The organism is Paenibacillus sp. YN15 (assembly GCF_003285005.1).
Classification (GTDB): Bacteria; Bacillota; Bacilli; order Paenibacillales; family NBRC-103111; genus Paenibacillus_AR.
The window spans coordinates 74,606-96,235 of sequence record NZ_QMFA01000009.1 but is presented as its reverse complement, the minus strand read 5'-3'; the positions used below and the strand labels follow the sequence as shown (position 1 = coordinate 96,235).

The 21,630-nt window shown below is 56.0% G+C and carries 17 protein-coding genes; 1 reads left to right on the top strand and 16 read right to left on the bottom strand.

Annotated elements, in window-relative coordinates; translation table 11 throughout:
- Window positions 1-141: 141 nt before the first annotated feature.
- Genes hfq through DQG13_RS10145 form a run of 3 tightly spaced genes read right to left on the bottom strand, consistent with a single transcriptional unit; the run spans window position 142 to window position 2,215 of the window.
- Entirely contained in the window at window positions 142-378 is a 237-nt protein-coding gene (gene hfq / locus DQG13_RS10155; protein ID WP_113019641.1) for an RNA chaperone Hfq, read from the bottom strand.
- A gap of 41 nt (window positions 379-419) precedes the next feature.
- The gene (gene miaA, locus DQG13_RS10150; protein ID WP_113019640.1) at window positions 420-1,430 is read right to left on the bottom strand and encodes a tRNA (adenosine(37)-N6)-dimethylallyltransferase MiaA; all 1,011 of its coding nucleotides are present in this window, start codon (window positions 1,428-1,430) and stop codon (window positions 420-422) included.
- Entirely contained in the window at window positions 1,427-2,215 is a 789-nt protein-coding gene (locus tag DQG13_RS10145; protein ID WP_258525608.1) for a class I SAM-dependent methyltransferase, read from the bottom strand. Before DQG13_RS10145 ends, miaA begins: the two co-directional genes overlap by 4 nt.
- Before the next feature lie 152 nt (window positions 2,216-2,367).
- Here DQG13_RS10145 and DQG13_RS30730 point away from each other — a divergent pair, with 152 nt between their 5' ends.
- Window positions 2,368-2,673, top strand: a complete 306-nt coding sequence (locus DQG13_RS30730) for a hypothetical protein (protein ID WP_181592681.1) — start codon at window positions 2,368-2,370, stop codon at window positions 2,671-2,673.
- Between the two features lie 357 nt (window positions 2,674-3,030).
- Here the strand turns inward: DQG13_RS30730 and mutL are convergent, their stop codons facing one another.
- The 13 genes from mutL to DQG13_RS10075 form a co-directional block, all read right to left on the bottom strand.
- The gene (mutL, locus tag DQG13_RS10135; protein ID WP_113019639.1) at window positions 3,031-5,037 is read right to left on the bottom strand and encodes a DNA mismatch repair endonuclease MutL; all 2,007 of its coding nucleotides are present in this window, start codon (window positions 5,035-5,037) and stop codon (window positions 3,031-3,033) included.
- 1 nt (window position 5,038) lies between these two features.
- On the bottom strand, window positions 5,039-6,514 hold the full coding sequence (locus tag DQG13_RS10130; protein WP_113019638.1) for a S41 family peptidase: 1,476 nt from the start codon (window positions 6,512-6,514) through the stop codon (window positions 5,039-5,041).
- A 55-nt stretch (window positions 6,515-6,569) separates the two neighbouring features.
- Window positions 6,570-9,272: a DNA mismatch repair protein MutS gene (mutS, locus tag DQG13_RS10125; RefSeq protein ID WP_113019637.1), complete on the bottom strand. Its 2,703-nt coding sequence runs from the start codon at window positions 9,270-9,272 to the stop codon at window positions 6,570-6,572.
- Window positions 9,273-9,379: 107 nt separating this feature from the next.
- On the bottom strand, window positions 9,380-10,885 hold the full coding sequence (locus DQG13_RS10120; protein ID WP_181592680.1) for a putative amidoligase domain-containing protein: 1,506 nt from the start codon (window positions 10,883-10,885) through the stop codon (window positions 9,380-9,382).
- 203 nt (window positions 10,886-11,088) lie between these two features.
- Window positions 11,089-11,655, bottom strand: a complete 567-nt coding sequence (locus DQG13_RS10115) for an outer spore coat protein CotE (RefSeq protein ID WP_113019635.1) — start codon at window positions 11,653-11,655, stop codon at window positions 11,089-11,091.
- Window positions 11,656-11,768: 113 nt separating this feature from the next.
- Entirely contained in the window at window positions 11,769-12,743 is a 975-nt protein-coding gene (locus DQG13_RS10110; RefSeq protein ID WP_113019634.1) for an aromatic acid exporter family protein, read from the bottom strand.
- Window positions 12,744-12,860: 117 nt separating this feature from the next.
- Window positions 12,861-14,396, bottom strand: coding sequence for a response regulator transcription factor (locus tag DQG13_RS10105; protein ID WP_113019633.1), 1,536 nt, complete (start codon window positions 14,394-14,396; stop codon window positions 12,861-12,863).
- Window positions 14,393-16,090: a cache domain-containing sensor histidine kinase gene (locus DQG13_RS10100; RefSeq protein WP_258525607.1), complete on the bottom strand. Its 1,698-nt coding sequence runs from the start codon at window positions 16,088-16,090 to the stop codon at window positions 14,393-14,395. The genes DQG13_RS10105 and DQG13_RS10100 overlap by 4 nt, the downstream gene beginning before the upstream one ends.
- A 238-nt stretch (window positions 16,091-16,328) precedes the next feature.
- Window positions 16,329-17,444, bottom strand: a complete 1,116-nt coding sequence (locus tag DQG13_RS10095; RefSeq protein WP_113019631.1) for a glycoside hydrolase family 88/105 protein — start codon at window positions 17,442-17,444, stop codon at window positions 16,329-16,331.
- A 101-nt stretch (window positions 17,445-17,545) separates the two neighbouring features.
- Complete coding sequence (locus DQG13_RS10090; RefSeq protein WP_113019630.1) at window positions 17,546-19,186, bottom strand: extracellular solute-binding protein; 1,641 nt, start codon at window positions 19,184-19,186, stop codon at window positions 17,546-17,548.
- Window positions 19,187-19,220: 34 nt separating this feature from the next.
- Window positions 19,221-20,093, bottom strand: a complete 873-nt coding sequence (locus DQG13_RS10085) for a carbohydrate ABC transporter permease (RefSeq protein WP_181592679.1) — start codon at window positions 20,091-20,093, stop codon at window positions 19,221-19,223.
- 19 nt (window positions 20,094-20,112) lie between these two features.
- Window positions 20,113-21,069, bottom strand: coding sequence for an ABC transporter permease (locus DQG13_RS10080; protein ID WP_113019629.1), 957 nt, complete (start codon window positions 21,067-21,069; stop codon window positions 20,113-20,115).
- A gap of 197 nt (window positions 21,070-21,266) precedes the next feature.
- Window positions 21,267-21,602: a hypothetical protein gene (locus DQG13_RS10075; RefSeq protein ID WP_113019628.1), complete on the bottom strand. Its 336-nt coding sequence runs from the start codon at window positions 21,600-21,602 to the stop codon at window positions 21,267-21,269.
- Window positions 21,603-21,630: the final 28 nt, after the last annotated feature.

The following is a 21,630-nucleotide window of genomic DNA, read 5'->3' as shown; positions in this document are numbered from 1 at the left end:
CCCCTGTCTCTTGATCGGATAAGTCCTGCGAATAACAAGAGCAACCCCTAAGAGTCAGGGATTGCTCTTCAGGCGCTATTCTATTTGACGTGCCGGATATGCAAAAGGTTTCGTTTTCCAATCCCGGCGGGTGCGGCCCGCTTAATCGTTATTGACCTCCTGGTTGAAGGAGACTGGACGGAGCGGAGTAAAAGTGGAGATGGCATGCTTGTAAATCATCTGCTGCTTGCCTTCGCTGTCCACGATGATGGTGAAATTGTCGAAGGCCTTGATTACGCCGCGGATCTGGAACCCGTTGGTCAGATAAACCGTGACCGGGATGTTTTCTTTGCGGAGCTGGTTTAAGAAGTTGTCTTGGATGTTAATGGACTTGTTCATGGATAGGAATCCCCCTTCAAAGTGTAAGAACGCCTTATATGTCAAATCTGCGGATATTCATGCTCTCCAATATATTCCGTAACCCCTTCGAACTTTCCTGCTAGAATTTCATGGAATTTGTGCAGGATGCGTGAAACTTTTGCATGTTCCGGTATTTCAATCCAGTTTATGTCCTTCATATGCCGGAACCAGGAGAGCTGACGCTTGGCAAAATGCCGGGTATCCCGCTTCAGAAGCCGGACCGCTTCGGGAAGAGACATCTCATTGTCCAGGTAAGCGGCAATTTCCTTGTACCCCAAGCCTTGCATGGAGATATGGCTGCGGGTAATTCCCCGGGCCAGGAGCCCCTTCACCTCTTCCACCAGCCCCAGCTCCATCATCTTGTCAATGCGGGCTTCAATACGGTTATATAAAATATCCCGATCCATTGTCAAGCCTGTCAGGCACAGATTATACGGCGACTCCTTCGTCTGTCCGGCAAGCTGCTCGGTCAGGGTGCGTCCCGTCAAATGAAGAACCTCCAAGGCCCGGATCACCCGGCGGGTATCGTTGGCATGGAGTCTGGCCGCGCTGCCGGGATCTCTTTCGGCGAGACGGGCGTGAAGGGCCTCCGGGCCGTGCTCCTCAAGGTATTGGCGCTGCTCCTGGCGGAACTCTTCGTCGGAGCCTACGTCGGTGAACTGGAAATCGTAGCAGATGGACTCAATATACAGCCCCGTCCCTCCCACAATAAAGGGAATCGCGCCGCGGCTTCCGATGTCAAGGATCAACTGCCGCACTCTTTCCTGAAATTCCGCTACCGAAAACGGGTAATCCGGCTCGCAGATATCCACCATATGATGCGGAACGCCCTGCATTTCCTCCCGGGTAATCTTGGCTGTCCCGATATCCATTCCCCGGTACACCTGCATGGAGTCACCCGAGATGATCTCGCAGCCGTAACGCTTGGCAAGCTCGATGCTTAAGCCTGTTTTGCCGATGGCGGTGGGTCCCACCAGCACCAGAAGCGGCGGCTTGTCCCCGGGCAGCCGGAAGCGGCCGGCATCATTCATACATCCATCACTCCGTATGCGATTTTGGTATTGGTCCGCAGCAGCATGCGGAAACCCAGCCTCCCGAACTCCCCGCTCTCGCGGTGCTCCTTCAGCACTACCCGCCGCCGGGCCACCCGTCTGGCCTCCAGAACCGCTTCGGCTTGCAGCTCGCTTTTGTTGGCGATGGCCTTCAGGGGATTAAGGGCGCTGGTTTCCTCGATGGTCTGCCGGAACATGGGATCAAAATACACCACATCCACGCTTTTGTCCGGCCGCCGTTTCAATTCGGACAAATGGTCGGTCTGGATCACTTTTACCCGCCGCATGGCCTGGTCAAGCACCTTCAGCCCGGATTCATACGTTTTTAAGCCTTCACCCACCAGAAGAGCGATCAAGGGTTCGCTTTCCAGCGCCGTAACGTCCCCATCGGGCCCTGCCGCATACGCAAACAGAATGGATTCCGAGCCAAGTCCCGCCGTGCAGTCGAGGATGACATCCCCCTCCTGCACCTCTGTCGCCTCCAGCAGGCCGTCGGGCATCCCATGGAGCAAACGTTTGATTCTGACCTGGGCCGAGCTGGGATGAAAGAAAAACGGCTCCTTGCTCCCTTCGGGAAAGTAACGCAGGCCCAAGGTGGTGGCCACTATAATATCCTGACTGCCATGCTCCCGCTGCAGGCGGGGCAAGGAGGATTGCCTTCGCTCTACATACCGGCAGCCGAGTCTTGCCGCCAAGCTCCGGGCTTGCTCCAGCTCCGCGGTTGTCGAATGATACGAGGTGGTTACAAACATTTCTTTTTCCATTCCCTGTAAATATGCTAGTAGAATTCCTACCCATTATAAACCACAATCCGCGGAAATGCGAATCGGGCGTATGGCTCATGGCTCATGACCGTGGCCGGCAGCCTCCGGAGCTCATCTACTATAATAACTCTTACCGCAAAGGAGAGATGACGATGAGCAGAAATTTCCGCCGTGTCCGCAGGCCTGATGTGGTTACGCTGCGGGTTGCCACCGTTGACGGCGTACTCCGGATTACCGGATGCTGTGTCATCGGCAGCGCCGCACCCTGCAAGGATGAAATTCAAGTGGGCAGAAGGCTGTCCAGCGCCCATGCCTGTCTGGTCAGACATGGATTTACGCGGATTACCGACCGCACCAACGTGCGGGTATACCGCCGTTACCACGGCAACCCGCCGCGTCCGCTTCCCCCCCGTCCGAAGCCGTGCCCCTGTCCTCGTCCCCGCCCGCGCCCCTGCTAGAAACGTGTTATTTCCAGGCAGCGGCATAGCAAGCACAAAAAAGCGGACCAGAAGGAGCTTTATACTCCGGTCCGCTTTTTTGCCATTCGGAAGTTTTGCACGATTGGGGATTCTTATGCGATAGGATAAATGTAAACGGCAAACAATGTCTGCTATTTGCATAAAAAGCGGAAAACAGAGCTAATAACGACACAAAATGTCTGCTAAGAACTTCGTTTTCAGCGGAAATCAGGTCTTTTAGGAAAATAACAGACATTTTATGTCATTATTTTGCTGAAATGATGCCATTTTCCAACATAGCAGACATTTGCTGCCCGCTATCATGCCTCATATACTCAATCTGAGACCGGAACAGACCTACATCACCCGTTTGAACATCTTCTCCAGCTCATACGTGGAGAAGCTGATGACAATGGGCCTGCCGTGGGGGCAGGTATACGGCATTCTGCATGCGGATAGCCTGTCCAAAAGCGCCTCCATCTCCACCCGGGTCAAGGACTGGTTAGCCTTGATAGAGGCTTTGCAGGAGCACAGGGTGGAGGCTTTCTCCCGCAGCTTGGACAGGTCCACCTGCTTCCGCTCGGCCAGCACCCATTCGCAAATTTCCGTGACGATCTCCCGCTCTTCCCCGGGAGGAAGCCAATGGGGATAGGCCCGGACGAGAAAGGTGCTGCCGCCGAAGGCCTCCAAAAATACGCCGGACTGCTCCAAAACCGACAGCCTGCCCTTCAGCACCTCCGCCTCGGACGGGGTAAACTCCAAGGTGATAGGCACCAAAAGCTCCTGGCTGGCCTCCTGAGGCCGTCCGAACAGCTCGTAATAATATTCGTAGTTGATCCGTTCATGGGCGGCGTGCTGGTCGATCAGGTACAGCCCTTCCGGATTCTGCGCCACAATATAGGTGCCGTGCAGCTGCCCGATGGGGTCCAGCTCCGGCAGCTTGGGCAGGCTGCGCTTCGGCTCGGGCAGCAGCTCCGTCCCATCGGCCTCGTCCGCGCCAGCCACATCCTCCAGCGCGCCAAGCAGCTTCTGCACCGTCTCCGGACGGGGCGGCTGCTCCTGCTGGCGCTGGTTTCTTGCCGGAGCCGGATAACCGCCGGCCGCGCCTGCGCCGGCAGCCGGGCCCGCGAAGGAGCCCCCGGCGCTGCGGGCTTCCCGGCGGTCGTCCGGGACAGGCTCCGGCGGAGCTTGCGGCAGCCTCCACCCGGTCTCCGGCTGCGGAGGCCGGGGAAGCGCAGCCTGCTCCCTGGCCGGGGCGGCTGCAGAGGTCGCCTGAGGCGGCTGGGGCTGAGGCCGGTACAGCTCCAGCTGCTCCTGGATCACGGCGGGTTTGACCGCCGTCTTGGCCTGGGGCTGGGCCGCCTGGGGAATATGGGCGGTTCCGCGCAGCACCCCGGCCGCCGTCGCCTCCACAAATTCCAGCAGCTCCGGCTCCTTGCTGAACCGGACCTCCATCTTGGAGGGATGGACGTTGACATCCAAGAGTGACGGCTCCATTTCGATATGGAGGACGGCAATGGGAAAGCGGTTGATGGGCAAAAGCGTATGATAAGCCTTGATCAGCGCCTGGGCCACCGGATAGTTGCGGATGTAGCGGCCATTAATGATGGTGGAGATGGCGTGGCGGCCGGCTCTGGTTTCCTCCGGGCGGCAGATATAACCGCTGACCCGATAATCCAGGCTTTCCCCCTTCACCGCCAGCATCTTCTTGGCCACCCCTGTCCCGTAGATGGCCGCAATGACCGAAAGCAGATCCCCGTTGCCGATGGTTTGCACCAGGGTATTGCCGTTATGCTTGAGCAAAAAGGCAATCTCCGGATGGGACAAGGCCAGCCGGTAAATAAAGTCGGAGATGTGCCCCAGCTCCGTCTGGATGGTTTTCATATATTTGAGCCGCGCCGGGGTATTGTAGAACAGCTCCTTGATGCGGATATCCGTTCCCCGGCTTGCGGCGGCATCCTCATGGGCCAGCACCTGGCCCCCGGCAAGCTCAATGCGCCGGCCAAGGCCGCTGTCGTCCGCCGCCGTCACACATTCCACCTTGGATACCGCCGCAATACTGGGCAGCGCCTCGCCCCGGAAGCCCAATGTGCGGATGTGGAACAAATCCTTGCCCGAAGAAATCTTGCTGGTGGCATGACGCTGGAACGCCCGTTCCAGGTCATCCGCGCCGATGCCGCCGCCATTGTCGGCAATCCGGATCAAGGTAAGGCCGCCGTCCTCCACCGTAACGTCAATCCGGGTGCTTCCGGCATCGATGGCATTTTCCACCAGCTCCTTCACCACAGAGGAAGGGCGCTCCACAACCTCTCCCGCCGCAATCTGATTGGCAATGTGGTCATCCAATACGCGGATAATGCCCATATCAGTTCACCGCAGAAGCGCCCAGCGCCAGTTGATTCAGCGTTCCCTCCACCTTAACTCCAGGAAAGCTTTGGGCGAAGGCCGCGGCATCCAGGAACAGGTAATCCCCCACCATTTTGGCCTGGCTGCCTGACAGAAGAACCGGTGCTTTGCCCTGCACAATCAGCTCCACACCCTGGGCTTCGGGCACCCACTTCAATTCTGCGCCGGCCAAGGCCGCCAACACCCGGGAATGCACCCACAGCTTGCCGTCCTCCTCCACAGCCGGCAGGGAATCGTCCACCTGCATGCCGTTGACGGTCACAACAGAGCGGTTCTTTTCCACCTTGAATTCCTTGACGCCCGCCAAACGGAGCACCTGCAGCAGCTGATTCATGCCGCCTTCCAGTACCAGATCCGGCTTGATGCCCACCTTGTTGACCGGATGCCCCAGGGGGGTGAGGTATTCCTCAATGGTCACCTTCAGCTTGGAGCCGTCGCTTAGGCTGTAGATGCTTTGGACGCTGCCCTTGCCGTAGGTATTGGTTCCGGCAATCACCGCCACCTTGTAATCCTGCAGCGCTCCCGCCAGAATCTCCGAGGCGCTGGCGCTGTTCTCATTCACCAGCACATAGACGGGAAGCGGCAGGGTTGCGCCCCCTACAATATTCACCGGATTATCCGTCCCGTTGCGAGTTTTGGTATGGATCAGAACGCTGTCCTTGATAAAATTGGAGGCCATATAGCCTGCCGATTCCAGAAGTCCGCCGGGGTTGTCGCGCAAGTCGATGACCAGGGAGCGGAAATCGCTTTTTGCCTGGAAACCCTCAAGAATTTCCGTAAACTGCTCATCCGAATCGTCGGAGAAGCTGTACACCTTCAGGTAGCCTACACCGCCGTCCAGATAGGCGCTTTCCACCACAGGCAGGGACACGGCTTTCCGGGGCATGGTCAAAACCAGCCGTTCCGCGCCGCGGAGCACGGTGATGGTCACATTGGTATTTTCCTCGCCGGTAATATAGGTGGCTACATCCTTGGCATTCTCCGGAGTAATGTCGGTGTCGTTCACCTTCACAATGATATCGTCGGGCTGCAGCCCCGCCGCTTCCGCAGAGGAGTCCTTGAACACCTGCTCGATATAAACCCCTTCTGCCGTGTGGCTGATAAGAATGCCGACGCCCACATAATTGCGGGCAAGGCTGCCTTCAAACTGGCTCCATTGCTGCTTGTCCATAAATTCCGTATACGGATCATTCAGCGAATCCACCATGGCTTTGATGGCGGCATCGCTGAGCGCTTCCTCCGTAACGCCGCTCACATGGCTGGTGGAGAGAATATCCAGCACCTGCTGCAGCCGGTCCGACGCCTCACTGGCATAGGCGCTCCAGGAGGGAAGGGCAATGGTGGCGACAACAGCCGATAAGCCGATTTTCTTCCAGACGGGCAAACGGCTTTTAGAGCTTTCTGCCCGGCTCTTTTTTGCAAAGGTGAATCTCATGGGTAAATCCCCTCTCGTCATGTCTTTATTTGGGTGAATCCGTAAAGATGCAAGCTTATTTGCCATCCAGCTTCCGCTTCAAATCATAGAGCAGATTCATGGCCATCATCGGGGTCATGGTCATCAGATCCATCTCCCGGATGGAGGCAAGAACCCCTTCCGACCGCGCGTCCTGCTTGCGCTTGGCCTTATCCGCGGCGGCGGGCTTGTCCTCCTCCAGGCCGAACAGGCTCAGCTGCACCGCAGCCGTCGTCTCCTCTGCCGGAGCCGCCTCAACGAGGGCTGTCCCAGCAAAGACAGGCGCAACCTGCACAGGCTCGAGATCAGACCCGGAAGGCCGCTCCAGAGAGACGGCCGCCTCCACAGCTCCCGCCCGCTCCTCGAAGGCCGCCAGCAGCTGGTAAGCCCGGTCGATGATATTGCCGGGCAAACCGGCGATCCGGGCGCAATAGATGCCGTAGCTGGTGCTGGCCGCGCCGGGAATCAGCTTCCGCAGGAAGGTCACCTGGCCGTCGCTTTCCTTGACGGCCATGCAGTAATTTTTAAGCCCGGCCAAGCTTTCCTCCAGGTGGGCCAGCTCATGAAAGTGGGTGGACACCAGGGTTTTGCAGCCCACCCGGTCGTGCATGAACTCGATTACCGCCTGGGCGATGGCCATGCCCTCTCCGGTGGAGGTGCCTCTTCCCAACTCGTCGATAATGACCAGACTCTGGCGGGTGGCTTTTTCCGTCATCACCTGAATGTCCATCATTTCCACCATGAAGGTGCTTTGGCCGCCGATGAGATCATCCGCCGCCCCAATCCGGGTAAAAATCCGGTCGGTCATGGGAATAACCGCCTTCTCCGCCGGCACGAAGCAGCCGATCTGCGCCATGATGCAAATAATCGCCACCTGGCGCATGTAGGTGCTTTTGCCCGCCATGTTGGGGCCGGTAATCAGAAGCATGGGACCAGCCTCCGCCGTCATGGCCGTATCATTGGCCACGAAGGAGCCGTCCTGCATCACCGCCTCCACCACCGGATGGCGGCCGCCGGTGATAGACAGATCATAACCCGCGGACAGCTCCGGCTTGCGGAACCGCCTGCGGGCGCTGACGGAAGCCAGCGACTGGTACACATCCACGGCGGCTACCACCTCGGCCAGCCGCTGCAGCCGGTTAACCTGGAGGGCAATCCGCTCCCGCAGCTCATTGAAGAGGGCGTATTCCACGTCCACCATCTTCTCCTCGGCTTCCAGGATCAGCGCTTCCTTCTCCTTCAGCTCGGGGGTAATAAAGCGCTCCGCGTTGGCCAGCGTTTGCTTGCGCTCATACAAGCCCTCCGGCAGACTGGCCAGATGGCTGCGCGTAATTTCGATATAATAGCCGAACACTTTATTGAAGCCGACCTTCAGAGAGCGGATGCCTGTCCGCTCCCGCTCCTTCTGCTCCAGCTCCGCCAGCCATTGCTTGCCGTTCTGGTTAGCCTCCTTCAGCTGGTCCAGCCGCTCATTGTACCCCAGCCGGATCATGCCGCCGTCCCTGACGGAGACGGGGGGCTCGTCCACAATGGCGGAGGCGATCCATTCCTGGACATCGGCGCATTCATCCAGTCCCGCCACCAGCGCCGCAAGCGAGCGCGACCCGGATTCCCGGCAGAGGCGCACCGCTTCCGGCACGCGGCTCAGGGAAATCTTCAGCGCCAGCATGTCCCGGGCATTGGCGCTGCCGTAAGAGACTCTCGCCGTAAGCCGCTCCAGGTCATATACATCCTTCAGGCTTTGCCGCAGATCCTCCCGGACAATCAGGTTGCCGTAGAGGGCGTCCACAGCCTCCAGCCGCTCCTCCACCCGCTCCCGGTTCACCAGCGGCTTCTCGATCCAGCGGCGCAGGAGACGCCCGCCCATGGAGGTAACCGTTTCATCCAGCAGCCACAACAGCGAGCCCCGTTTGGAGCGGTCCCGCACCGTTTCCGTCAGCTCCAGATTCCGCCGGGTGAACGGGTCCATCACCATATATTGGGAGGGGCGGTAGGTTTCAATCCGGGTCATATGGCCCAGGGAGCGCTTCTGGGTTTCGCCCAGGTAAGCGATGAGAAGAGAGACCGTCCGCCGGGTCAAGGGAGTAAGCTTCCGCAGCTCCTCCTGACCGTATTGGGCTGCCAAAGCTTGCGGGTCATCCTTGTCCCACACGGTATAAACAGGCGGGCGGAGGGCTGAAGCGCCATTCTCCTTCAGCCACTCCACCGTTTCTGCGGTGCCGATAATCTCCTTGGGCCCGTACACGGACAGCTCATCCAAAAGAGCCTCCGTACCCGGCAAAGCGGCGGTATACAGCTCGCCGGTGCTGATATCGCATACGGCAAAGCCTATGCCGGCAGCCTCCTTGACCACACTGGCTATGTAATTGTTGACCGCGTCGCTGAGCAGCTTGCCGTCCATCAGGGTGCCCGGCGTCACAATGCGCACGATTTCCCGCCGGACCATGCCCTTGGCCTCCGCCGGGCTCTCCATTTGCTCGCAGATGGCTACCTTATAGCCCTTCTCGATCAGGCGGGCAATGTAGTTGTCCGCGGAATGGTAGGGCACGCCGCACATGGGGATGCGCTCCTCCGCGCCCCCCTCCCTGCCGGTAAGGGTAATTTCCAGCTCCCGGGAAGCCTGGATGGCATCCTCGAAGAACATCTCATAAAAATCGCCAAGCCGGAAAAACAAAAACGCATCCGGTACCTGGGCCTTAACGGCCAGATACTGTTCCATCATCGGTGTATATTTAGCCATATCGATCCTCCGCCGTACTGTGAGAAAGACTTGCCGGGCCAGCCGGAAAGTCGAACGATCACGAAACGATTGATTTTCTTGCAAATTTTATCAAAAGATTCCCTTTATTATAACACGAAAGCGGGGTGTGTGGCGGCTTTCTCTTGGTAAGGCGGGATTTTCCACGGAATCCGGAAATCGGCCTGCTCATCCCATCCCTCCATGCGGAACAGCCGGTCGCGGAAAACATCCATGGTCCCCTTGCTCCGCCGGTAGGCGGGCAGCCGCTCCAGATCCTCCCAGAGCTTGCGGACCACAGGCAATAGCTGCGCCTTGTCGCCATTGTAATACGCCCGCTGGATGTCCAGTTGGTCCAGCGGCGTCTGGCGCAGCTCCCGGTAGTGCAGCGCGACTGTATGCACCAGGGTCAGGACGGCTAAAGCCAGCTCCGGGTTGGCAAGCCAGCTGGGCAGCGTCCGGTATTCGAAGCCGCCGTGCCGCTTGCGCCGGACATCCCCCAGGAAGCCATACTTGGGACGGCGCTGCCCGGCGGCCTCCCCCTCCGCCAATACCAGCGGCAGGGCAACGTAATTGTCCAGAGCGCGCAGCAAATGGTGATGCAGCCAGACGCCGCTGATATGCACATGCCCGCCTGTGGACAGCCCCTTGCCGGGCATACTTCCCGCCAGCCAGGCCAAGGAAACGTCCGGAATTTGCCGCGCCGCCTGGCGCATGGTCCGGTACAGCTCCCGCACCAGCTCGCCGGGCGTGCCGCAGGGCCTGGGCCGCAGCTCGGCCAAGGGATGAATAACCCTGTCCCGGGACAATACAACGGCGTCGCACCCTACCGTCCCGGCCTTTTCCAGGAAACGGTTGGCGGGCACAAAACCGCCGTCGGGCCGCCGCAGCACAAATTCCGGGTCCGCCCCCAGCCGGACGCCGGCAGGCAGGACAGCGCCGGATTGCCAAATGCCCTCTGTCCTCTCCGCCTCCTCCAGCTTCTCCGCATACCGGTTGATGGCCCCGGCAAACAGCTCGGCCAGCCTGTCGTCCAACGCCGGACACGGGTCCAGCCCGATCAGCACGGTGTTCCCCTCCCGGTTGACGCCTACCCGCACAAGTCCAGTGCTAAGCCCCAGAGCGTATACCGCCCTGACTGCATCCCGTTTGGCCCGCCGGATATGGTATGCCTCCTGCTCCTCGGGAGGAAGCTCCCGCCATCCGCCGGTCCCGCCGCTTACCGGTCCGGGCAGCTGCTTTCTCCGGCCGGTTGCCCGCGCGCCCCCTCCTGCGGGAACCAGCGCAGAAACCCCCGCTTTGGTCCATACGGCCAAAGCATCCAACTGAAACACAGCTACCTGGAACTGATTCACCCACTCTTCATTCCCGGACGCCGCCCTCATGCCGTTCTGCCGCCAGAATTCCCGGCAGGTGCGGCTATGCCCCGCCCGGATCAAGCCCTTCAGCGGATTTAGCAGGAACAGCGCTTGGGCGTCCTGGGGCGGCACTCCCCATTGCAGGACGGCCTTGGGAACCTTACCGCCCGAAGGCAGCCGCTCTCCGGAAGGAGCTCTCAAGTAGAGCGGCAGCATGCCTGCCGCCGCAGCACTCCCGTACAACACAAACATGGACATGGCGATCCCATCCTTATTTGGGATAAAGTTTAACAAAAAAGAGGGCATTCGCCCCCATCCGAAAAGCATTATGCGGCATATCCTGTAACTAAGAAGCAAGAGCTTCTGCGAAAATGCGGTTTATCCGCATTTTCAGGTGGGGGGCTCCCCCAAAAGTACCCGGAAGTCGCTGCAGGGCATTTCGTCACTTTTGGGGGAAGGCGTCAGTTGTCCTCCAGAAGATCAGGGTCCAGGTCCTCGTAGTCGCCGTCGTCAGCAGCGGCATCGAAGTCCAGATTCTTGTCTTCATCGTCCAGATCATAAGGACTGACGATTACCCGCACCTTGGTTTCCGCCACCAGCTCCACCTTGAACTCCCGCTCCACCCGGATCACCACGCCTGCTCCGGAGGAAGCAACCACTGCTTCAATGCAGTTGGGCTCCTGAGTAGCAAAAGCGGATACCTCGGCGGTGGCGCCCCTGTGCTTTTTGTCCAGGTAGGACAGCGGCACCGTATCCACGTAAGAGACCGTTTCTTTGGCCACATCGGTCTTTGTGTTTTTGTCGTAAGAGTACCAGATGTTGATATCGTAGGTTCCGACGACCTCGATGCTATCCCCTGCTTTTTGGGCCTCGTACTGGTTGTTGATAATCCAGGCGCCAAGAATGCTGGTAGGAGCATGAGGCGGAACCACGGTATGACTCACTTGGCTAAACTTACGACCTTTGCCGCACACTGCTTTCGTAATAATCTCTCTCGCTTGCAAGTCTCTATCTGTATAAGTAGACATTCTGTCAACCTCCTCCATACAATCATTCAATGTAATTGTATGCAGGACATTCGTCTAGAGTGACAACTATTTTTGCCGGAAGGGGACAAAATATATGGCGGACAAGCCCGGCATCAGGCCGGTTGACCCTCCTCCCCCGCCGTCTGGCGGATTTTTTTGCCTTTCCGGGACATGGCCAGGTAGGTTTTGAGCTCCAGGCAGAGCTGCAGCAAGGCGGAGCGCATTTCGAACTCCGCTCTGGTGGCCGGAAGCGGCATGGCTTTAAACTCCTTCTCCAACTGCAGCAGGGAAACCTCCACCTCGCCGGCGTAGTAGTCGGACTTCACGCCTTCGCTTAAGGAGGCGAACAGCCCGGCCACCGCCTCCCCGTGGGGCAGCGTCTGGTACACCTGGGCCAGGAGATCGATCATCCTCTGGATGGAGTCAAAATGCTGGCGCCTCATTTCAAAATAAGGGCTCCATTGGTCCGCCGACTGGAACAGCTTATTCTCCGCCGCCCGGCGGGACAGCTCCAGCCCTTCCTTAACGGCCTCCGGCGCCTCCAGGAGCTCGCTGCCGTCCCAAACTGTAGCCGGATCACGCAGATGGTCGGCCATATGAAGGAAGATAGCGGAGAACAGCCCATTCACCTTGTGCTTGGCCGCCTCCAGCTCCACATCCGTCCGCGGCCGGTACAGCAGATTCACAATGGAAGCCATACCCATGCCAATGAGCAAGAGCGCCACTTCATTAACCAGGTTGCCCCAGGTAACCGCCTGCTTGTCCACCATGTGGAACACCAGCACGGAGCTTAATACAATCCCGTCACTGAGCTTAAAGCGGGCCTGCAACGGATACACAATGAGCACAAATACCGGAATGGTCCACAAATGAAAGCCCAGCAGAAGAAAAATAACGGAAGCAATGAGCAGGCCCGACAAGGAAGCGGCGATGCGCACCAGAATGGTGTTCAGGCTGCGCTTCAGGGTCACATCAATCCCCAGCACGGCGATAAGCCCAGCGCTTAGGGCGTAATCCAGATGAAGCAATTGGGCGGCCAGGATGGATAAATAGACTGCTGCCGCCGTTTTCACAAAACGGATTCCCACAATTCCACTCCCCACGAATCAGCTGGCACAGCTTGTCTGCCAGTGGATGAATTTCCTTCAGAAATTCATATTAAACCGGTTTGGGCACGGTGTAAATGAACTTTTTTCGTGGAGGAGTCACTGGCCGGCCATCTGCTTGCGGTATTCTTTGGGGGAGACTCCCGCTATTTTGTTGAACATATGCGTGAAATAATTGGAGTCGTTGAAGCCGGTGGCCTCGGAGATTTCGAATATTTTCATATCTGTGCTTTTCAGCAGCAGCTTCGCTTTCTGTACCCGCAGGTTCTGGATATAGACGGTTACACTTTCGCCGGTTTCCTTCTTGAACAGATTGCTGAAGTAGCTGGGGTTGAGATGGACATGGGCCGCCACCTCGGCCAAGCCGCATACTCCCATGTAGGAGTCTTCAATAAACCGGATGGCCTGCTTCACCGGATTATCGTTTTTGCCGGCAAGCCAGTTGTTGTGGGCCTGCAGGAATTCATGGATGTATCCGTGCAGCCACGCGGCAATATCCTCCGGCGTCGCACATTTGTAGACAGAATCCCACTCTATGGGGCGCACGGCCATTTGCCATTCGGGGAATTGGACCTGCACCAGCCGGAGAATGGCGGCAGCCAGCAGCAGCGCTTCGATCTTGGCGGTTTGCGGCGGCAGATGGCTGATCCGGATAACCTGATCCTGCAGTTCCCTGCTTAACCGGCCGTTATCCTCCGACATGAGCCAGGTTACAATTTCCTTCTCCTTCTCATAAAGCGCCGTCTGGTTGAGCAGAGCTTCATTGGCAGAACCGTCTTCCCTGTCCCCCTCCCGGCAATACCGGCTGTAGCCCTGGCGCAATTCCTCCGTGCTCACGCATAATCCTTGCGGGCTGCATTCAAGAGCCAGCCTCAGATAATGATGAACGGAGTCGGAGAGGATCTGCAGCCACGAGGCGGAGGTTTCCGGCCGGGAAGCATTCCGGTCCACCAACAAAGCCCATTCCGATGCGTTCAAGGGAAACAGGCGGAAGCCGCCGGGAAACCATTTATTCAAGTGCTCCCCGGCTATATTGGTGAAGGCAAACTGCAAGAGCGGCACATCCTGGGCGGAATAATGCTTCTCCGCGGGAAAATAGGTGGGAATACGGAGAAAATACAGCTCGCATTGTTCCATCCGCTTCAGCAGGGCCTCCACCTCCTCGCCGCTGCAGGGCATGCCCATAATCGCCGAGCGCAGCTGGCTGTCTTCATGCTGGCGCTTCCAGCCCTCCACCAGCAGCTGGGACTGGCTCTCTTCAATCAGCCGCACATAAATCCCGTCGAGCACGCTTAATATATCCGTTTCCACACAAGGCTTCGTGATAAAGTCCAGCACCCCGAACTTGACGGCGGCCTGGGCATACGTAAAATCCTTAAATCCGGTTATAATCACAATCTTCGTCAGCCAGCCGCGGCTTCTGATTTCTTCCGCCAGCTGCAAACCATCTATATGGGGCATCCGGATATCGGTCAGCAAGAGATCCGGAACGCAGTTCTCCATCAACAACAAAGCATCCCGGCCATTGGCCGCTTCCCCCGTCACCACCCACTCAGCGGACCGCTTTCCCGCCAGCTTCAGCAGCCCCTTGCGAAAGTTGGGCTGATCCTCGGCAATAAACAGCTTGCCTTTCATCCAGTCCCCTCCTCATGACTCTCCAGTGCCCCGGATTTAATAGGAAGCGTCATGTGAACAACCGTTCCTTTCCCTTTACTGCTGGTAATCTCCACTCCATATGCGGGGCCGTATACCAGTTCAATGCGCCGCAGCACACTTTTGTAGCCGATTCCCGTCTTATTGCCGTCCGGCAGTTCAGTCTCCGCCTCTGTCAAGGTTTTTAGAGTTTCTTGATCCATGCCGCATCCGTTGTCAGCCACCTCGATGTGCAGCGCCTCATTGAACAAATACGCTTTAATCCGCAGCACCCGGTCCTTGTCCATATCACGGAAGGCATGCACAAACACATTCTCCACCACCGGCAGCAGCAGGGATCTCATCATCCGCAGCTCTAGCATTGTTTCTTCAGCCTGAATGATGGTTTCAATTTCACCGGTGAACAGCTCGGTCTGGATCTTGATGTAGTTGCGGACCTGGTGCAGCTCTTCGCCAAGAGTGGTATCCGTCTGGACAGATTTAAGGGAATACTTCAGCATCTCCGAGATGGCGTTGATCAGAAGTGCCGCCTCCTCCTGGTCGTTGCTGTACAGCTTCCAATACAGCTCATTGAACAGGTTATGCAGATAATGAGGGTTCAGCTGCGCCTGAATGGCCTTCAGCTCCGATTCCCGCTGGCTGATCTGGGCCAGATATACCTTGTTGATCAGCGCGCTCACTTGCTCCGCCATGCTGTTGAAGCTGTCTCCGATGTAGCCAAGCTCATCGCCGGAGTCCACGCTGACGCGAACCGTGAAATCGCCGGAGCGCAGCTTGCGCAGCCCCTGCATCAGATGGGCCAGAGGAGTCAGAAGCGTCCGGGTAGAAATCGTAATCAGCACCGCACTGAGCAGGATTACGCCAATTCCGGCAAATGCGAATATTTGGATGATGTCCTTGTTTTTCCGCTGAATCTCCTGCAGGGAGGCCCCTCCGTACAGTGTAAAACCTGCCGGTATCAGCTCGTGGCGGACAAACAGATAGGTGATGCCATTCATTTTGACATATCGGGGATAATTCGCCTCTGTCAGCTGCAACAGCTGCTCCATCTCGCTCTGGTTGGCGTTGGAGTAAAGCATGCCGCCCATCGGCTCCAGCAGCAGCACCTTGCCGTTGCCGTTCTCCGTAAGATCCCGCAGCACCTTGGATACCAGGCTTTCCTCCATCGCCATCACCATGGTGCCGTAAGGGATCAGCTTCTCATTGAGCATCCGTCTGGCGGCAACCAGAACTGTTCTGCGTCCGTCCGGATCAATGGTGCTGGCCGCCTCGGCCCGGCCCCAGACCATATTCCCCCGATGTGGCTTAAGCTTTTCCATCATCCTGGCCAAGTCATCCGGTCCCGGCTCTCCTGACGCCCCGTTTCTGGAGAGAACGGTCATTTCCCCATTCTCATTGTACAAAAAAACGGAACGGATGGACGGCGCATCCACCAGCAGCATATTCAACTGCTCCTCCACATATTTGCGGTTTTTGAATTGGGTGTAGGAATCGCTCACGGGAGCGGTATTTTCCCTGAGAAACTGCTCAATGTACGGATTCAGAATAATGGATTGGGATACCCGGTTGAGCTCCTGGAAGGACATCTCCAGTCTGGCCAAAGCCTGTTCGTTGGCGATGGAAAACTGCTTGCTGATTTCATCCTCCATCAACTGGATATTTAACCGGTATACCATCCAACCTGCCAAGGCAAAAGCAAGTGTTACCATACACGAGAGCAGCACGATCAGCTTGATCTTGAAGCTGCCTTTGATTTTTCCGGCAATATATCCCGGCCAGCTTGTGGGATGCAGTCCGGCTCCCCCCTTGAATTATACTGTATTTACAAAACGCTCCCCTCCAAGCAAACAAGGTTTTCATTTTACCTGTCTACGTAGAAGGAAGCGCGTCACTTTCCGGTTTCTTTTGCCCCGATTATTTCAAAGCTTCATACAAAGCAATGAGGGCAAGGGACTGCCCGTATGCCATCGGCATGATGGTGATGTTTTTATAATGGTCCGCATCCATTCCCATACCGGTCCCAGCCGACACATTCAGCACCGTTCCATCCTCGCTGATGTTTTGGCAAACCGCCTCAATGACCTTGTCTGCCGCAGCCTGATAGGAAGAATCCAGAATACCGGTTTTTATGCCTTTTAGGATACCCGCGGCAATGGCAGCTGATCCGGATACCTCTTCATAGCTGGTTGGGTCCTGCAGAACGGTGTGCCAGAGACCGGAAGCGGCCTGAAGCGGAATCAAGGCATTGACCTGAGCCTTATACGTATCCACCAGGAATTGACGGACCCCCGGGTTAAGCGTATCCCCGCAGGTTTCCAGGTAATCGACGAGGCCGTAGGTGAACCATGAATTGCCGCGGCACCAGAAGATGCTGCCGAAGTTGTCATTGCGCTCAAAGCTCCAACCGTGAAAGAACAGTCCGGTATGCTTGTCAAAGAGGTACTTGATATGGAGCAGAATCTGGTGTACTGCCTCTTGCTCCCAATCCGGCCGGTTAAACTTGCGCCCGGCCTGGTTCAGAAACAGAACCGCCATAAAAAGGGTATCAATCCATAACTGCCCGTTGTGCAAATGGATTCCATTCCGGTTGCCAATGGCAGTGACGGTATGCTGGAAGCCGCCTTCTTTGGTTTTGGGCAGCTCATGAAGGAGCCAGTCCGCGTGATCCCGGCAAAGCTCTTCCAACTGATCGGAGGGCTCAAGCTGAGTGAGGAGCAGAACCAGAGCCAGATAAGGGGCGGTTGTGTTAATATTTTTGGACGGCAGACCCGCCTCCAGATTGCGGGTATACCAATTCTGGAAAAACTCCTTGTAGCGTTGATCGCCGTACACCTTCTGCAGCTTATACAAACCATAAAGACCGACGCCCTGGGGCCAGTCCCATTCTTCAATTCCGAAGTCCCGTTGGACAATCCCTTTTTTGGTATCGGCATGGACTACCGTTTTATCCTTTTCATAGTCGCTGCCGCCCAGATTCATAAGCTTGTCCACTACCAGTCCGATTTTTTGAAGCAGCATTTCATTGGTCATGATTCATGTACTCCCTCTCATCTAAAATATTGCGGAAGCAAACTTGGCCCGGCTTCTGCCGAACCAAGTCCACTTTCATCTTATTCCGGTCCGTTTCGCCCTTATTTGTGCTGGGAGCGGACCAATTCCAAGATATCCTTGCCCAGGAAAGCTCTGTCCTTATTTTCTTTATACCAGGTATTCATGAATTCCTCAATCTGTTTGCCGCCGCCTCTCTCCCAGGCAGCTTTGGCATCTGCAACAGCCTGCTCAGGGGTATATTTGGCCCCGCCGATAATCCCTTTTGTCCAGATGTCTTTCATTTCCTTGTCGACATTGGTATTAATCACCACCAAATCGCTGGGCAGGGTAGGCATATGCTCATAGTGGCTCAACGCGGGATATTGGGCCTCGGGATTAAGCAGGAATTCGTCGGCTTTCTTCAGCATTTCCAGGCCGGCCTTCTGGTCTGGATCACTTACGTCGAAGGCGGTGGTGGAAATCAGCAGCGGATTCTCGGGGATCGAGTAGAACATGGAGTAGTCCATGGCCCAATCCAGCTCTTTGGCATTTTTCGCGGGATCAATGACCTTGGGGAAACCGTCAGCCCCCTTCTTCCAATGCTCTCCCTCCATTCCCTTTTTCAGAATCAGACTGGTCTCCGGCTTAATGATGAAATTAATATATTCCATAGCGGCCTTGGGATTTTTGGCTGCGGCATTAATTACGGTGGTCATTTGCACCGGATTGACCACATGATGGACAAACTGCCCCATGGGAGACTTGGGCTGCGCCATAGGCGCAATCTCCGCCTCCGGAACTACCTTGCGGAGGGTTTGAACGTCCGTTACCGTATTCTCAAACCAGTTGGTGATAGCAGGAGGAAGAAAAACGCCGATTTTGCCGTTCAGGAAATCCTGCTTGGCTTTGGCTCCATTCTTGTCCGCCAGGTAATCCTTATCGATAAGCCCTTCCTCAAATAACCGTTTCTTGAATTTAAGGGACTCCAGCGTATTGTCCCACGTCCTTACAATTTTGTCGTCACTGGAGATTTTCCAGCCGTACGAGCCGAACATGGAATCCACCATGCCGTCGGAGGTGTAGCTCATATTGGTTCCATACGTATCCTTCTTCCCGTTGCCGTCAGGGTCCTGCTCCACGAAGGCCTTCAGTACAACAAGCAATTCGTCGGTAGTCTTCGGAACCTCCAGCTTCAGCTTTTTCAGCCAGTCCATCCGGATAAAGGCCACGCTCTGCAGATGGGGTTCATTGATTTTGCCGATTTCGTAAAGCTTGCCGTCCGGCTTGGTGCCGATTTTGCGGAGCTGGGGGTACTTTTCCAGCAGCTTCTCATATTCAGGCGCATATTTCAAGTAATCGTCCAGAGGCATCAATTGCTTCTGCTGGTACAGGGAATTCCGGAAGCCCGTATCATAATCATTGACAATATCCGGCGCACTGCCCGATGCAAACAGCACATTCAGCTTCTTGACCGCCTCAGCCCGGGCTATCGGCACATACTTGGCTGTAACGGGAGAATGCTCGTTGATCCACTTGGTCCAACGGTTCTCCTCTACCGTTCCCTCCGCTGCGGGAATATTGCCCCTGTCATAGTTGGATACGGTAATCGTCGCTTTTTCTTCGGATTTCCCCTTTGTTCCCTCTTCCTTTTGGCTGCAGCCGACTGCTCCTGCCGCCATCACCGCCGACAGTCCCAGTGCCACTGTGACCTTCATTCTTGCTGCGGATGTTTGTCCAAACATGTGGAGTCCCCCTAATCTATGATTAATTTCATTACTACCCCTTGATAGAGCCAAGCATAATGCCTTTGACAAAATACTTCTGCAGAAACGGATATACCGCCAGCATGGGCACAACCATAACCATAACCCCAACCGCCTTCAGCTTCTCGGACACCATTTCCTGCTGCTGCATCATATCCATGGCCGACATATTGAAATTCCCCTGAATTTGCAGCATCCCCTGCACGATAACCGTCAGATTCTGCAGATTCGTCTTACTGATGTAAAGAATGACGCTCATGAACATGTTCCAGTAGCCCACCCCGTAGAAGAGCGTCAGTGTGGCCAGCATGGGGAGAGACAAGGGCAGAATGATGCGCGTAAGCAGTTGAACCTCGCCGCAGCCGTCAATCTGGGCGGAATCCGCCACTTCTCCCGGAATGCTCTCAAAATAGCTTTTCATAATCAGCATATTATAAGTGCTGATGAGCCCGCCAAACCACAGGGACCAGTAAGTATTGGTCAAATGCAGGCTGTTCATCACCAGATAAGTGGGAATCATGCCGCCGCCGAAGAGCATGGTGAACAATGCGGCCGTTGTAATCGGCTTGCGGGCATAGAGGTAACGGCGGGACAAGGGATAGGCCGTCAGCACCGTGGCCAGCATGCTTAAGGTGGTTCCGCATAAGGTAATGATGACGCTGTTGGTAAAGGCGCGCAAGGCCGGCGTATTCTCAAAAAAGTATTGGTAAACGGTGAAATCAAGCCCCACCGGCCAGAACCAGACCTGACCCAGGTCAACCGCATGCCCCGAGCTTACGGACAGCGCAATCAGATGCAGGAAAGGCAGGATGCAGGTGAGCGAAATGATGATCAATACCACGTGAATGAAGATGACAAACACTTTTCCGCCTGTGGATTCCTTCAAGAGGATGTCCCTCCTTTCTTCAGAATAGTCCCTGATCGAATTTACGGGCCAAGGCATTGGCCGACAGCACAAGCACCAGACCGACGAAGGATTCGAACAAACCCATGGCTGTGGTCAGTCCAAACTGGGCCTGCTGCAGCCCCACCTTGTACACGTAGGTGCTGATAACCTCGGCTTTCTGCAGGACCGTGGGATTCTGCAAATTGTAAACCTGGTCGAATCCAACCTCCATCAGACGGCCCATTCCAAGAATCAAGAGCAGGATAATCGTAGGGCGGATGCCCGGCAGGGTGATATGCCAAATCTGCCTCAGCTTGCCTGCGCCGTCCATCCCCGCGGATTCGTACAAGCTGGGGTCAATGCCGGAGAGGGCGGCGAGATAGATAATGGCGCCGAAGCCCATCTCCTTCCACATGCCGGAGCCGATAAAGATAGCGGTCCAGGAGTTTGCGCGGTACAGGAAAGGCACCGGCTCCATCCCCCATTGACCCAGCAGCTTGTTGATGGTGCCTCCATCGATGGAGAACAGGGTCAGAATAATGCCGGCCACGATAACCCAGGACAAAAAGTGAGGCAGATAAATAATGGTTTGAATCCAGCGCTTCAGCCAGCCCTTGCGCACCTCATTCAAGGCAATGGCGATAATAATCGGCGCCGGGAACCCGAAGATCAGGTTCAGAATGCTCAGGGTAAGGGTATTCCAGATAATTTGCAGCGTAACGTGGGAATGGAATAAAATCTCAAAATATTTCCATCCCACCCACGGGCTTGACAAGATGCCATCGTGAAAATTATAGTTCTTGAAAGCGATCACAAGACCGCCCATAGGCAAGTAACGGAAGATCAGATAATAAAGCACTCCCGGTATAAGCATGACAAATAGCGGGATGTTCTGCCGGAACCGCTTTGTCTGGTAAAAAGCCTCTTTGGCTGCCGGCACTTGATCCGTTCCGACGGCGGCAGGCGTTGTTTTCATGGCTCCTCCTTCTTTCTGCTAAGAGTTTGGTTGGATGGGATGCTTATAATGTACCGCGATTCTGCCGTTCCGAGCCTTAAGAATCTTTAGGTGTTTCTGTACGATTTTTGTTTCTCTCTTGAAAACAGTAAAAAGCCTGCGGCAGAGGCGCAGGCTTGGAACGGATGAATGAAAATCCGTATGAAGCAAACTGTCAATCACATCAGCAGCGTAATCGCCAGCAGGTTGTACAGCACCAAGGGCAGCATCGCCCCGGCCGGATTTACAGGACCATAGAAGCCGGGACCGTAAGGGAAGAACCGTTTGTTCAGCTCCTCGTCCACGGCAAGGCTCAAATATACATTCCCGTCGTCAATGAATACGATAATGCCTTCATATTCATGTCCGTCAATGGTTTTCACCAGCACATGGCGGTTCATTAACCGTTGTTTGCAGAGGCCGTGCAGCTTTTCCCTTACCCCTTTTACTGTCTCCACATGCTGATTGTCTGCCTGATATACCACTTGACCTGCGGGAGCAACGTTATTGGACATATTTCCCTCTCCTTTTGTTTCATTCTTC